The sequence below is a fragment of the Echinimonas agarilytica genome (assembly GCF_023703465.1).
Lineage (GTDB): Bacteria > Pseudomonadota > Gammaproteobacteria > Enterobacterales > Neiellaceae > Echinimonas > Echinimonas agarilytica.
In genome coordinates, this window is the sequence record NZ_JAMQGP010000010.1 from 65,741 (window position 1) to 80,260 (window position 14,520).

Annotated in this window: 13 protein-coding genes; 6 read left to right on the forward strand and 7 right to left on the reverse strand. The window is 45.7% G+C overall.

All coding sequences use genetic code 11. The annotated features are described in order from the left end of the window. Positions 1 to 187: 187 nt before the first annotated feature. Both NAF29_RS16870 and NAF29_RS16875 read left to right on the forward strand, forming a co-directional pair. Complete coding sequence (locus tag NAF29_RS16870) at positions 188 to 2,482, forward strand: TonB-dependent receptor domain-containing protein (protein ID WP_251262805.1); 2,295 nt, start codon at positions 188 to 190, stop codon at positions 2,480 to 2,482. 92 nt (positions 2,483 to 2,574) lie between these two features. Further along, positions 2,575 to 3,717 (forward strand): alkaline phosphatase family protein, encoded by a 1,143-nt coding sequence (locus NAF29_RS16875; protein ID WP_251262806.1) that lies wholly within the window; start codon positions 2,575 to 2,577, stop codon positions 3,715 to 3,717. 45 nt (positions 3,718 to 3,762) lie between these two features. Here the strand turns inward: NAF29_RS16875 and NAF29_RS16880 are convergent, their stop codons facing one another. The 3 genes from NAF29_RS16880 to prfB form a co-directional block, all read right to left on the reverse strand. Further along, a complete protein-coding gene (locus NAF29_RS16880; protein WP_251262807.1) occupies positions 3,763 to 4,326 on the reverse strand; it encodes a DUF5610 domain-containing protein in 564 nt (187 codons plus the stop codon). A gap of 234 nt (positions 4,327 to 4,560) precedes the next feature. Beyond that, positions 4,561 to 6,054: a lysine--tRNA ligase gene (gene lysS, locus NAF29_RS16885; RefSeq protein WP_251262808.1), complete on the reverse strand. Its 1,494-nt coding sequence runs from the start codon at positions 6,052 to 6,054 to the stop codon at positions 4,561 to 4,563. Between the two features lie 15 nt (positions 6,055 to 6,069). Next, the gene (prfB, locus tag NAF29_RS16890; protein WP_251262809.1) at positions 6,070 to 7,167 is read right to left on the reverse strand and encodes a peptide chain release factor 2; all 1,098 of its coding nucleotides are present in this window, start codon (positions 7,165 to 7,167) and stop codon (positions 6,070 to 6,072) included. A 294-nt stretch (positions 7,168 to 7,461) separates the two neighbouring features. Here prfB and NAF29_RS16895 point away from each other — a divergent pair, with 294 nt between their 5' ends. Next, entirely contained in the window at positions 7,462 to 8,253 is a 792-nt protein-coding gene (locus tag NAF29_RS16895; protein ID WP_251262810.1) for a hypothetical protein, read from the forward strand. Positions 8,254 to 8,284: 31 nt separating this feature from the next. Beyond that, a complete protein-coding gene (locus NAF29_RS16900; RefSeq protein WP_251262811.1) occupies positions 8,285 to 8,740 on the forward strand; it encodes a DUF6491 family protein in 456 nt (151 codons plus the stop codon). 32 nt (positions 8,741 to 8,772) lie between these two features. Here NAF29_RS16900 and recJ read toward each other — a convergent pair whose 3' ends face one another. The 3 genes from recJ to NAF29_RS18455 all read right to left on the reverse strand — a co-directional run bounded on the left by recJ (position 8,773) and on the right by NAF29_RS18455 (position 12,034). Continuing rightward, the gene (gene recJ / locus NAF29_RS16905; RefSeq protein ID WP_251262812.1) at positions 8,773 to 10,497 is read right to left on the reverse strand and encodes a single-stranded-DNA-specific exonuclease RecJ; all 1,725 of its coding nucleotides are present in this window, start codon (positions 10,495 to 10,497) and stop codon (positions 8,773 to 8,775) included. A 4-nt stretch (positions 10,498 to 10,501) separates the two neighbouring features. Further along, positions 10,502 to 11,230 carry a thioredoxin fold domain-containing protein gene (locus NAF29_RS16910; protein ID WP_251262813.1) on the reverse strand — a complete coding sequence of 243 codons (729 nt, stop codon included), beginning with the start codon at positions 11,228 to 11,230 and terminating at the stop codon, positions 10,502 to 10,504. A 312-nt stretch (positions 11,231 to 11,542) separates the two neighbouring features. Beyond that, complete coding sequence (locus NAF29_RS18455) at positions 11,543 to 12,034, reverse strand: methylated-DNA--[protein]-cysteine S-methyltransferase (protein ID WP_349665595.1); 492 nt, start codon at positions 12,032 to 12,034, stop codon at positions 11,543 to 11,545. Between the two features lie 69 nt (positions 12,035 to 12,103). Here NAF29_RS18455 and fldB point away from each other — a divergent pair, with 69 nt between their 5' ends. Beyond that, positions 12,104 to 12,634: a flavodoxin FldB gene (fldB, locus tag NAF29_RS16920; protein WP_251262814.1), complete on the forward strand. Its 531-nt coding sequence runs from the start codon at positions 12,104 to 12,106 to the stop codon at positions 12,632 to 12,634. 137 nt (positions 12,635 to 12,771) lie between these two features. Then, the gene (locus NAF29_RS16925; RefSeq protein WP_251262815.1) at positions 12,772 to 13,404 is read left to right on the forward strand and encodes a DUF2799 domain-containing protein; all 633 of its coding nucleotides are present in this window, start codon (positions 12,772 to 12,774) and stop codon (positions 13,402 to 13,404) included. 48 nt (positions 13,405 to 13,452) lie between these two features. Here the strand turns inward: NAF29_RS16925 and NAF29_RS16930 are convergent, their stop codons facing one another. Then, on the reverse strand, positions 13,453 to 14,421 hold the full coding sequence (locus NAF29_RS16930) for a DM13 domain-containing protein (RefSeq protein WP_251262816.1): 969 nt from the start codon (positions 14,419 to 14,421) through the stop codon (positions 13,453 to 13,455). Positions 14,422 to 14,520: the final 99 nt, after the last annotated feature.

A 14,520-nucleotide genomic window follows, 5' to 3' on the forward strand; every position in this document is an offset into this window, starting at 1 on the left:
AAACCAAAAGAAAGTAAGCACTAACTAATCACGTTAGTGCCTAAACTCTAATTTGTAACATTTCATAAACTTTTTATACATTCAATCTTCACATCAGAGTCATTGAACTGTTAGCTCAATGTCACATTTATCACGAACAATCGTCGTGCTCATTTTTAGACTTAAATCACAATAATAGAGAATCTCGATGACCAACAAACATACTTTAGCTGTGGCAATCGCTGCGGCTTTTGCATTACCCGTACTGGCAGATGATGCACCTGCTAATACCACTGAATCGATCGAAATCACCGGCAAACGTGTGGCTTATTCAAATAATGCCACTGACCAAAACATGGCCAACTATTCATCAGCAGCCATGAGCGTGAATGACATTATTGATATGCTACCAGGCATCACTGTTGGTGAAGGTGGCGCATTTGGCGGAGACGACTGGTCTACGACGATTTCAATGCGTGGATTCAGCCTTAACCTTAACGAACAACAAATTGGCGTCACCATCGACAATGTGCCAAATGGCGGTTCAAGCTACGGTGGCGGATCTAAAGCCAACCGCTTTATCGACGGCGAAAACCTTCAAGCTGTAGAAGTTTCTCAGGGTACGGCCGACATTGCTTCAGCCTCACTTGATGCATTGGGCGGCACATTAAATTATGTATCGGTCATGCCAAAACAAGAACGCGAAGTTGAAGCCTCAATCATCGGAGGAGATCACAGTGCACGCCGGTACTTTGTACGCTACGACACTGGCGAAATAGCAAAAGATACCTATGCATATTTCAGTATTTCTGATCAAGCCAATGATCGTTGGATCGGTTCCGGTTCAAACGGTGAATCAACAGCCTCTCACTTTGAAGCAAAAATCACGTCGGATTTGGATTGGGTTAATCTCACCGCCCGCTTCTCTTACGACGACTCTGAAGAAGACAACTACAACGGTGTAAGCATTGCCGGTTTTGACAACGATCCGCGCTGGGACGGCTTGACTTGGGCTTGGACTGGCAATCCAGATTTAGATCAAAACTTTGCCGAAGCGTGGTCAACACTGCGTGAAAACTACCTCACTTATGTGAAGGCAGAATTTGTTTTGGCCGACAATATTTCAGCCGACTTCACTCCATACCATCACTACATGGAAGGCCGTGGTGATTGGTTACCTCCGTATCAGGCGCAATCGTTTGATGCTGACGGAAACCCAGTAAACAAAGGTGGCGTATCAAACACCCGTTACTATTACCTTGACGCAAATGGCAACCAAGTGCTTGATACGCCCGATGCCAGCGGCAACACGTGTGGTAGCAGCTTAAGTTGTTATGGCGGTGACGAGTCATGGACTCGAGTTTCTTCTTATCGTCACACTCACTATGAAAAAACGCGCATTGGTGCCACAGCCAACCTAACGTGGGATATCTCATTTAACTCGATTCGTGCAGGTTTTTGGGTAGAGAACCAAGACCGTGATGAACATCGCGATTGGCACAACGTCGTCAACCCAGAGGTTTATCATCACTATGACAACAACCCATACTGGGTTCAGTACGATCGCAATTACGAAACAGACACGTTTAAGTACTACCTCAGCGATCGCATGACATTTGGTGATTTAGTGGTCACCGCGGGTATTCAGCAATACCTTGTTGAAATCACGCGTAAAGATGAACTCATCGGCCAACAAACAGGCAAACTCGACTCCGATTCCGATGTATTGCCAAGTTTAGGTGCGGTATACGGTATTAATTCTGAGTGGGAAGTCTTTGCTGGCTATTCTGAAAACTTCAAACCCATCAGTGACGCAATCTTAGAAACGGATCAAGATTTCAAAAACCTAGATGGTGAAGAAGCGAAGAACTATGAATTGGGTTTACGCTTTTATGGCACTTCATTGCAAGCGAGCGTGGTCTACTACAATTCTGAATTCAAAAACAGAATCACTCGCCTTGAGCGCGATACCGATGCCGATGAAATTGACTTCTTAAATGAACTCGACGGTACATTCGTAAACGTAGGCGGTATTGATTCGTCAGGTTTTGAAGCCAGCCTCAACTGGGACATTTCAAATACTTTAAGCCTGTACTCTTCTGCAACGTTGAATGACAGTGAATACAATAAAACCGTCAGCGACTATGCCGATGGCCTAAAGCAGACCATTGTCAAAGGCAACAAGGTTGCAGGTGCGCCTGAGGAAATGTTTGTGTTAAGCATGAACTACTCAGATGATGCATATCGCGCAGGCCTTTCAGCCAAGTACACCGGGGACTACTACGGCGACTTTGACAACCAAGACGAAATCGAAGCTCATACGGTAATGGATCTGTACTTAGGTTATAACAAAGCCATTCGCGGCGGTTACTTCAATAGCATCGACTTGTCTTTGAACGTCAATAACCTGTTAGATGAAGAGTATCTAGCCGGTGGTGTTGAAAACTACTACTTTATCGGCGCTGAGCGCACAGCAACAGCAACCGCAACGGTAAACTTCTAACCTACCGTTAGGTTTCAATCAGCGAGTTCGTTGCTCTGGCACGAACTCGCTTTTTTGGGCTTGAACATTGATACATAACACAAGGACAATCCATGTACCGCTTCATTCAATGCACACTTGGCCACCTCTTGCTGATAAGTGCTATTTGCACATCACCTTACACCTTCGCAGCCGATAATCTGGTTGTCATCTCGCTGGATGGCGTGCGCTGGCAAGAAACATTCAGAGGCGCAGATCCTCAATTAATAAAACACAAAGAATACGTGAGAGATAGTGAAAAGCTTGTTGCTGCTTTCAGTCGAGAGACCATGGAAGAGAGCCGCCAAGTCCTAATGCCATTTATCAGCCATACGATTGAAGCGAACGGCGCTCTTATAGGCAACCGAGACAACCACGGCGACATGCAAGTGAGTAACACCTGGTGGTTTTCATACCCGGGTTACAACGAAATCTTAACTGGCAAAGCCGACCCGAAAATCAATTCCAATAAGCTTGGTCCTAATCCAAACATCACATTTTTAGAGTGGCTCAATGGTCAGCATGAATTCGCAGGAAAAGTGGCCGCATTTGGCAGCTGGGATGCATTCGACAATATCGTCAATGAACAGCGCGCTGGCATAGTCGTTAATTCTGGTTTTGACCACGGCACTCACCAGCCACAAGATGAGCAACTGCAACAACTCAACGCCATGATCGACGAACTTCCGAAACACTGGCATAACGTCCGTTTTGATGCGCTCACCTATGGCATTGCTAAACACTATATCACCCATCAAAAACCGCGCGTGGTCTACATCGCTTTAGGCGAAACCGATGATTTTGCCCACGACGGACGATACGATCAATATTTGCATGCCGCTCAACGCTCAGATGCCTTTATTCAGGATCTATGGCAAACCTTGCAATCCACCGAACAATATCGCAATAACACCAACTTAGTCATTACCGTTGATCACGGCCGTGGCAGCAACCCCGATGATTGGAAGCATCACGCAAGTCCAAAAGCGACATCAGGCTACTTAGACTATTTAAAAGAGTTTAAAGACGGCATTGTTGGCTCGAATCACATATGGCTGGCCGCGATAGGACCAGATATAAAAGCTAGGGGCCAATTAAAGAACGACAAACCTTTGTATCAAAACCAAATAGCGGCTACAGCACTGATGTTGCTGGGTCAAGATTACAAGCAGTTTAACGCCGAGGCAGGTCAGCCTCTTATGATGTTAGTTGAATAACAAAGTAATGGCCTCTCGCTCCTGTAAGAGGCTGTCTAAAATGACTTACGCTACCGGTTCAGGCTGTTCAGGGGCTGCTGCTAAACCATCGAAATAGTTCGACACAAAGGTCTGTAATCCGCTTTGGACAGAGTCATAGGTCGAGTCGATATTGGTTTTGATGTCGCCTTCTAACACGGCCAAGCTATCCAAAATATCACGTGCTTCTTCAAACCCTTTTTCAATACCGCCACCAATCACAGACATAAATTCCGTCATCGCATCTTCGTCATTGAGTTGTGGGTTCTGTCCACGAAAGGCATCAAAAAATGCCGTAGAGCCTTTCACAATTCGGTCGGCCGTTGCTTCTGGCGACACGTCCAAATCAGAGTCATAGGTGGACTGTGCAGCATTGGGGCCCAAAGTAGGTTCCAACTCTGCATTGATCGCCTCCAGTGCGGTTTTATACAGCAGAGACATCGGCTCATTACCACTCTTGATACTGACTTGTAACTGCGCTTCCATGATGGCTGAATTTTTTTCTGTAGTCGCTTGTTCACGCACGGAAACAGGAGTTCCTGTCGTTGCTTGTGCGGGACGCAGAGCGTCAGAAAGGTTTGTGATGGCCATAGGATTTCCTCACCAATAATATCAGATAGCCAAACACAGCTATCTGTACAAGATGTTCAGTTTATCGCCATTTATGGCAAAACCTTTAGTATAAATTTAGCCTCTGGAGGTTATTTAACAAGCAATACACAGCTTATTTACCCAAACCTAGACTTCGCTACATTTCTAAAACTAGCTCATAAAAAAGCCAGCTTTTAAGCTGGCTTTTCATCATGCATTGCAATCGGGCTTAGTTTAAGGCAGCTGTGGGCGCATTGCGGGAAACAAAATCACGTCACGAATGGTATGCGAGTTAGTAAACAACATCACCAAGCGGTCAATACCAATACCTTGTCCTGCTGTGGGCGGCAAACCGTGTTCAAGCGCTGTAATGTAGTCTTCATCAAAGAACATAGCTTCATCATCACCATCTTCTTTGGCTTGTACCTGAGCTTTGAAACGATCGGCTTGGTCTTGCGCATCATTCAGCTCCGAGAAACCGTTGGCGATTTCTCGGCCACCTACGAAAAACTCAAAGCGGTCAGTGATTTCAGGATTGCTGTCGCTGCGTCGAGCCAATGGCGAAACTTCAGCTGGATATTCGGTAATGAAAGTAGGTTGAATCAAGCGATGCTCAACCGTTTCTTCAAAAATTTCGGTGATGACTTTGCCTAAGCCCCAAGACTTTTGAACTTCAATTTTCAAATCTTTCGCGACTTCACTGGCAGTTTCCAGCGAAGACAACTGCTCTGCTGTGACCTCAGGGTTATACTGGAGAATTGAATCTGTCATGCTGATGCGCGCAAAAGGCGCACCAAAATCAAATTCCTCATCACCGTAAGCGACAACCGATGAACCCAACACTTGTTGTGTCACAGTGCGAAGCATGTCTTCGGTGAGATTAATCAAGTCCCGGTAATCGGCATACGCCATGTAGAATTCCATCATCGTGAATTCTGGGTTATGACGCGGCGACAACCCTTCATTGCGGAAATTACGATTAATCTCAAACACCCGCTCAAAGCCGCCTACAACTAAACGCTTCAAGTAAAGCTCTGGAGCAATTCGCAAGTACATATCTTGGTCTAATGCATTGTGGTGCGTGATAAATGGGCGTGCTGAAGCACCGCCAGGAATCACTTGCATCATCGGTGTTTCCACTTCCATGAACTCATTTTCGGTCATGAATTGGCGAATAGCAGAAACCACTTTAGAACGCACTTGGAAGGTTAAGCGCGAATCTTCGTTGACGATTAAGTCAACATAACGCTGGCGGTATCGCTGCTCTTGGTCCGTTAGGCCGTGGAACTTTTCTGGCAAAGGGCGCAGCGCTTTAGTCAGCAGCTGGTAGTCTTCCATATTCACATACAAGTCACCTTTACCTGACTTATGCAATGCGCCTTTCACACCGACGATATCACCAATGTCGAGCCCACCAATCGCTTTTAAGGCTTTCTGTACGTCTTTGCTGGCATAGGCTTGAATACGCCCAGTAACATCTTGAATGACCAAGAATGGCCCACGCTTCGCCATAATACGGCCAGCGATAGAAACCACATGATTAAGGGCTTCTAGTTCAGGTTTTTCTTTGTCACCAAATTCAGCCTGCAGAGCGTCGGCCTTGTGTTCGCGGCGCCATTCATTCGGGTGGCCATTCGCGCTACAGTTTTGACGAATGACATCAAGTTTTGCACGGCGTTCGGCAATAAGCTTGTTTTCGTCTTGCTGGATTTGCTCATTATCACTCATGGGTTCAATATCCTGTTACAGGCCAGATTTCAGGCTGGCTTCAATAAATCGGTCTAGGTCACCGTCTAAAACAGCTTGAGTATTGCGGTTTTCAACGCCGGTTCTTAAATCTTTAATGCGGCTATCATCCAAAACGTATGAACGGATTTGACTGCCCCAGCCAATATCTGACTTGGCATCTTCTGCCGCTTGCTTTTCTACGTTTTGTTTTTGTAATTCATACTCATAAAGCTTGGCTTTGAGCTGTTTCATGGCTTGGTCTTTGTTTTTATGTTGGGAGCGGTCGTTCTGACACTGCACCACAATATTGGTTGGCAAATGCGTAATACGCACCGCTGATTCCGTTCTGTTTACGTGCTGACCACCGGCTCCTGATGCGCGATACACATCAATGCGAAGCTCCGCAGGATTGATTTCAATATCAATACTGTCATCAATTTCAGGATAAGCGAATGCGCTCGAAAATGACGTATGACGACGTCCTCCTGAATCGAATGGACTCTTGCGTACCAAGCGATGCACACCTGTTTCTGTGCGCAACCAACCGTAAGCATACTCGCCCGACATTTTGATGGTGGCTGACTTAATGCCCGCCACATCACCATCTGACACTTCAATCAGCTCAGTCTTAAACCCTTTGGCTTCACCCCAACGCAAATACATACGCAGGAGCATATTGCACCAATCTTGCGCTTCAGTGCCGCCAGAGCCCGCTTGCAAATCAATATAAGCATCAGACGCATCTTGCTCCCCTGAAAACATGCGGCGAAATTCGAGTTTTTCGAGCTTTCCTTCAAGCCCTGCAAGCTCAGCTTCTGCTTCTGAGAAGGTATCTTCATCTTCCGCTTCTACCGCAAGCTCAATCAAGCCTTCAACATCTTCCAGGCCTTGTTCAAGGGTATCGATGGTCTCAACCACAATTTCAAGCCCAGAGCGTTCTTTGCCGAGCGCTTGAGCACGGTCGGGCTCATTCCATACTTCAGGAGATTCCAGCTCTCGCATTACTTCCTCAAGGCGCTCGGCCTTGGCGTCGTAATCTAAATAGCCGCGCAGCGTTAGACCGCGCTCACGCATATCGGCAATCTTGTTTTGAACTGGGTTAATCTCAAACATGGAACTCTCATCAAGCCAGAGGTAAATAAATAGCCGCGGAATTGTACAGGATCAACCCACTATTGAATAGAGCTGAATCAAGCCTAAAGGCTTTGAAAACACGGTAATGAACCAAGATGTCGCTTTGATGATGCATGCTTAACACCTGAACAAATTTTGTTCTACTTCGGATTATCGTCTATCGTTACCTTGCTGAACCCGAATCAATCTTCAATTTGATTTAAATTCAGCACACTCGATCAAGGAACGATCGCCACAATTTAATCTTAATCGTTAAAATACAAGGAACGTATTTTGAAAAATATTTCTATGCTGTTTGCGTGGGCTTTTTGCCTGTGCTCAATTCAATCTCTGGCTTCCACCTTACTGTCCCCATCTGATTTACAGTTTGTGCACTATCAAGCCGATGGCTCAGATCAATTTGCTGTAGTCACTTGGCAAGACATTCATCCTGGTAGCACCGTTAATTTCACCGATTCAGGCGTGCGAGCCGATCAAACATTCAGAGACACCGAAGGCAAGGTGAGCTGGAATATTACGCATTACATTGAAGCGGGGACCGTGGTGAGTTTTGACCTTGGGCTGTCACATGTATCTAGTGGCACCTTGACAGTGCAATCTCGCATTAGCCTGTCCAGCAGTGGCGATCAGTTATTTGCCTTTAAAAATGATATTGATTCAGCCGCGATCATTGCTGGTATTCAGATGAACAACCAAGGCTGGGATGCCGACGCCACTAGCTCAAACACATCTGCGCTGCCGACCTCACTGAGTATTTCGCAGGCTTATACACAATTTAATCGGGAATGGGACAATGCCATCTACCAAGGGCCCACATCTGCTCTGCTGTTGGAAACGTTAAAATCAAACATCTCGAATGCAGACTTTTGGCAAAGCTCAAATACCATTTTAAATGCAGCGTTGCCTCAACGATTTGATTGGCAGCCCACAACAATTAAAACCAGCCTAATTAGTTTGCCAAACTCCTTCATATTAAGCGTACTCGGGTTGATTATTATGCTATTTTTGATGTACCACAGGGGCGGGCGCTGTTCGCCCCTCACATGGACTAATCATTCGTTTTAGTCGCATTAAAATTGGCTTTATGGAGCCCACTATGATCAAGAAAATCATTCAAATTTTGCTTTGTGCTTTAATGATGAGCTTTGCCCTCACGGGAACGTTAATGGCCGCTGAAAAAGTAAAACCAAATTATGAATTTTCTGAGCTCAAAGAAGTGCGCAGTGTGAGAAATTCTGAAGTCAGCGGCTGGGGAGCATGGACTGATCAAGTTCTCCTCATGTCGGGTAGCCCCGGGCGCAAGTATTTGGTCATACTGACACGGCCAGATCATGATCTGGCCTTTAGTTTGAATCTTGCGGTCACCAATTCGGGTGGCCAAATTATGGCAAAATTCGACAAGGTTTACGCGATGAATAGCGCGATTAAAGTGGGTGTTCCCATCAAAAAAATCTACGAATTAAAAGGAAAGGAACAGATCGAGTTGGCCAAAAAATTAGTTGAAAAAGCCGAGCAGGATGCTGAAGAGGCGAACAATAAATCTGAAGGCTAGTACTCTAAAGTTCAAATAATCCATCGAGGCGCTTAGTGCGCCTCAATGTGTTTGACCAAAAACTGCATCGACGTGTTACCACGGAAATGATTGATGTCGAGCTGATAGGCAATGCGTACCCAACGTATCGTTAAGTTAGGCCACAATAAGGTATCAATGTTAAACGCGATGGCATCATATATTGCACCACCACTTTCTTCTTTTAATACCATTTTTAAGTGTTTCTCACCCACAAGCCGCTGTTGAATTAATTCAAAACGCCCTTCAAATACAGGCTCTGGAAACGACTGTCCCCACGGGCCTGCGGTGCGTAAGAGTTGGGCAAAGTCTAAATTAAGTTCTGAACGGCTAAGCTGGCCATCCGTAAGAATTTCTTCATTGAGTAAACTTTCATTCACCCACTGCTGTGCTTTTTGCTCTAATAACTGTTTAAATTCATCGTACCGTTCAGCTTCTAAGCTCAAGCCTGCCGCCATCGCATGTCCACCGAATTTTAGAATTAACCCAGGCTTCTCGGTATCAATGGCTTCCAATAAGTCACGCATGTGAACACCAGAAATTGAGCGGGCCGAGCCTTTTAGAACTCCGTTATCATCACTGGCAAAAGCAATGACTGGACGGTGGTACTTATCTTTGACTCGCGATGCCAAAATACCAATCACGCCTTGGTGCCAGTCGGCTTGATAAAGGCTGAGTACACGGGGTAACTGTTCGGCTTCAGCTTTGCGCAATAAGGAATTCAGCGCCACCAGCGCCTCTTTTTCCATGCCTTGTTCAATTTCGCGGCGAGTTTTGTTCAAATCATCTAACTCTTGCGCCATGCGATGTGCCGCATCGACATCATTAGTGATCAGGCATTGAATGCCTAACCCCATGTCATCTAAGCGACCCGCTGCATTTAGACGTGGGCCAACCGCAAAACCAAGATCGCTCGCTTGTAACTCACGAGGATTCCTACCTGCAACTTGGCATAACGCCAAAATTCCGGGTCTAGCTCGCCCTGCGCGAATACGTTGCAACCCTTGATGGACAAAAATCCGATTGTTTTGGTCGAGGCTCACAACATCTGCCACTGTTCCCACTGCAACAATGTCTAATAATTCCGCTAAGTTGGGTAATGGTTTTTGGTACCAATCGCATTCTGATAAGTGTTTCTTCAATGCGACCATGAGATAAAACGCAACCCCTACTCCTGCTAGCGATTTTGATGGAAATGCACAGCCATGCTGGTTAGGATTGACAATCGCGTCGGCATTTGGAATCTCGCTGCCAGGTAAATGGTGGTCGGTCACCAGTACTTTCATGCCTTTATTTTTTGCATGAGCAACACCGGCAAGTGCTGAAATACCATTATCAACAGTGATCAGTAATTCAGTGCCAAGCTTTTCAGCTTCATCCACAATCGGTGGTGTCAGTCCGTATCCCGAATCAAATCGATTTGGAACAATGTAATCAGCCTTATGATGGCCAAATAGTTGCAGCGCTAAAAGGCACACAGCCGTACTGGTCGCACCATCGGCATCAAAATCGCCGACAATGGTGATCATTTGATGATTCGCTATCGCGTCAGCAAGTAAGCGCACGGCTTCCGGCATTCCCAATAGAGACTGATAGTGTTCCAATCGACCTGCAGAGTGCTCTATTTGCTGTGTTTCAACCACGCCACGAGCACTGTAGATTCTTTGTAGGATGGGATGAATTGTATTGGGCAACGAGTGCTCAGGCGAGACCCGCTGCCGTATCAAAGAGGTGGTCATTTAATCAATTCATTGCGCGCTGAAGCGTTTCTACAAGCTCACTGGGTTCACGATAGCCCGGCATCATAGTGCCATCTTCTAACACCATTGCTGGCGTGCCTCGAACACCAAATTTCACACCCACGTCATGCTGCATGGTGACACGCTGATCAGAGCTATCACATTGCTTACCGGCAACAATGTCATCAATTTTTGCCTTATTCATGGCATCCACTGGATCATCTGCACACCAGATTTTTTGCATGGACTCTGCGGCTTGAGGGCTTCTCGGGAATGCTAGATAATTGATGGTGATCCCTGCTTTTTGATACTCTTCCATCTGACGATGTAGCTTGCGGCAATAGCCACAGGTGATATCAGTAAAGACATACACGTTGTACTTCTCTTCACCAATCGCAGGATAAGTAATGACGTCATCTTTGATGGTTTTAAGTTTTTCGGCACGGTAATCATTCAGACCAGAATCAGTAATTTCCTTTAACCCATCGGTAATATCGAACAAACGCCCATACATCATGTATTTCGCGTCATTCGATACGAAAAAATTGCCTTGGCTGGTCACCGCCATTCGATAGCCTGGAATTGGGGCTTCAGTTACCATGGCCGGCATTTCACCAAACGTGGCGAAAATCTTTGCCGAAACACGCTTGTCGACATCATCTGCCGCAACGGTTTGAATACTAATAAAAGATGTCATCAAAATGGTGCTAAGCACCTTCAAAAACTTTGTCATGTGTAAAACCTGTTTTAAGCCACTACTGATTAGACCGTGTTGCACACAGATCTATTGCACTTTGAACGATGAAGCAGTATCGCGCATTAGTGGCACCAATGTGCATGAACCTTTTGTAACTGAATGTGAGTATCAAGAATATGACTCAATCCACTGTTGCGCTGACGCAAACATTACTCGATGTCCGTAAATATTTCCCAAAGGATGCCTGAAAATCATACGTAAAGGCAATGGGAGATCACACCATTGTTTTAAATAATAAATTCAGATTGTTTTGATGTGATTCACCCGTCATATATAGCAATCAGACTTTTATATACCTGTGAATTTGGCAGACAACACGCCCTCGTGTTGAAGAAGAAACATCTTGAGGTCAATTGTTTCGCCCTTGGTCTTTCCAGAGAAACCTCCAATGCTTTGCTTTGCCACAATTCTGTGGCATGGAATAATTAACGGTATTGGATTTGCCTTACAGGCTCCGCCTACGGCACGGGCTGCGCTATTGAGAGCTGTGGCGGCATCTCCATAGGTCAAAACGGTCCCCTTCGGAATAGCTTGCATGAGCTGCCAGACTCGCATTTGGAAGTCAGTTCCCTGCGGCGCAATGGGTACATCAAATTCAACACGCGCGTCTTTCAGATACGCTAAAACCTGCCGCTCTACCTCTTTTCCAAGGGGGGAAACATTCTGGCTACACTGCGAATCGTTCCAATAGTCAATCCCCAGCACGTGCTGTCCATCGTCGGTGACAGTCCAACGGCCAAAGGGCGTGACAATACGCGTTTGAAATAAAGAAGCGTGCACTGCTGAGCCTCGATCAAAAAATTGTTACCATAACCTTAGATTAACCTGAAGTAAGCACTCTACTGCAAGATGAAAATTGGTCTTTTTTACGCATCGTCTACCTGCTACACCGAAATGGCAGCCGAAAAAATTCAACGCCAACTCGGTGAAGAGTTGGTCGAGCTGCACAATATCGCCAATGAATCGTTGGCATTAACAGCCAATTATGACGTACTGATTTTTGGCATTAGCACATGGGATTACGGCGAGCTACAAGAAGATTGGGAAAGCCAATGGGCCGACGTGGCAACGCTTCAGCTTGCTGGAAAAATTGTGGCTTTATACGGAATGGGCGACCAAGAGGGCTATGCCGACTGGTTTCAAGATGCGTTAGGCATGCTACATGAAGCAATTGAACACCCCGAAGTAGCACGCATTGGTTTTTGGCCTAATGGTGATGATTATCAATTTAACGCCAGCAAAGCTTTAACTCCAGATAACAGTCAATTTGTAGGCCTTGCGTTAGATGACGAAGGCCAATTTGAACGATCAGACCAACGCATTGAAGATTGGTGTGACCAACTGCTCAACGAGCTCGAATCATGGGCCGAACAACAATAAAGGCAAGCGACAAGTGCATAGAATGACCTAACTTGTAGCCAGTTTGCAGCTATTCCTGCTATGCATCCAATGTAAAACTACCCTTCTAGCGAACACGTTACCGCCATGCATAATATGGCAGCCAGAAGGGACTCTTCATGAACAACTATTCACCTCTCGCCCTCATTGCACTCGGTTTTCTGAGTGCTTGCCAAAGCACCTTGCCCGATATTCAGTGTGACACCATCGACTGGCTACAAGTCGGTATCGAGGATGCGAAATCTGGCGCGCAACAAACCCGTTTAAATGAATACTCTGAGCAATGCCAAAGCAAGGATTGGCAACCCAACCAAGCGAATTATGAGCAAGGGGTGACAATCGGAAAAACGCAATATTGCACTTATCATCAAGGTCTGAAGCTAGGCAAATCTGGCGAGACGTACAATGCCCAATGTACCGGTCATAATGAAGCACGATTTCTTCGCGCTTATGTATTGGGGCGAGGATATTTTCTAATTGAGAGTGATTTGCTGACCAAGCAAGCCCAAATGAGTAGTTTGGATTTGAAAATTGCATCCGTTAAAAACAGCATTGACCGATTACAAACATCATCTAACCTATCTCAGGCTGAACAAGCTCGACTGGAACAACTTCATACACAGCTTAATGATATGGAATCAGTTCGCTTTGAAATTGAAGATCAGATACAAAGCCAGCAAGCTCATTTTGAACAGTCACGCCAACAAATTAATAAAACGATTCTAGCAGACCAACAATCGATTCAACCGTGAGGTTGATGGCGGTAAAGTATGACTTCAATACGCTACCGCCACATTTCTCTACGGCGTAAACTCAACGTCTCCAAAGTTGGCGTTAAAATCAACACACCAAACTGAAAGCCCAGTTAAGTCATCCAACGTTTTGTTGGCCGGTAAGCGCAAACTAATGGTGCTATCAACATACACTTGACCATTGAGTTGATTGCCGATAGAAAATGCCTCTGGGCTTGAGAATAAACGATCTAACGCGCCATAAAAGTATACATCTGGGCCTTCTCCATCATAAGTGAATTGGCTAACTTCAATCGTACAATCGTCAACAATCCGAGCCACACCGGACACATTATGGGCGTATGTCTGGAACGTACCACTCCACCCTACTTTTTCATGTGTTTTAGCACAAAAACTAATTTCACCCGATTCTAAAGCTTGTAGAGATTGCTCAAAATGGTATTGGGCGTCGCCTGCTGTCACCAAAAACGTATTTGCGGCCCCACTTTGAGCCACAACATTTGCCCATTCGTCATCAAATCGGCCACTGCCAAAATCAACCGTCATATCTGTTGCCAACGAGTGAATATTATTCGGCAGTACAATACCATTCTCAGCAACGCCATCCATATCTAGTGTCTGCAACAAGCGCAGCATATTTGTCACCCGAACGTCAGTCACATCATCAGTTGAAAAAACAGAGAGAGGGGTGACTAACCCATCCGCCAGAATTTCCGGAAAGTCGACGCCACCAATGGAAAAAGTGATCTGTTCATCTCGACGATATAGGAACTCGCCTTGTGCATTGGTCTCGCCAGTAAAGGTATCAGTGCGATAAGCCAGCCCTTCAACAGCCGCATCAAAGAACACGCCCGTTAATACCCCTGAAGATTCCCCCTCTCCATCGGTGTTGTTATCGCCGCTGTTTTCAATAATAGGCGCTTCAGTCTCGGCAGTGCTGCTGGATGCTCCTCCGCCTCCGCAAGCCGTTAAGGTCAATAACGCACTGAAAGAAAATATAATTAGAAGCCACTTCATGAATTTGTCTCGTCACTTAGTCATTCAGTCACTGTACTGATTGCTCGAACGGACTTCCTCACGAAAGTATCACAACATCGTTATATTAATGTGCGATAT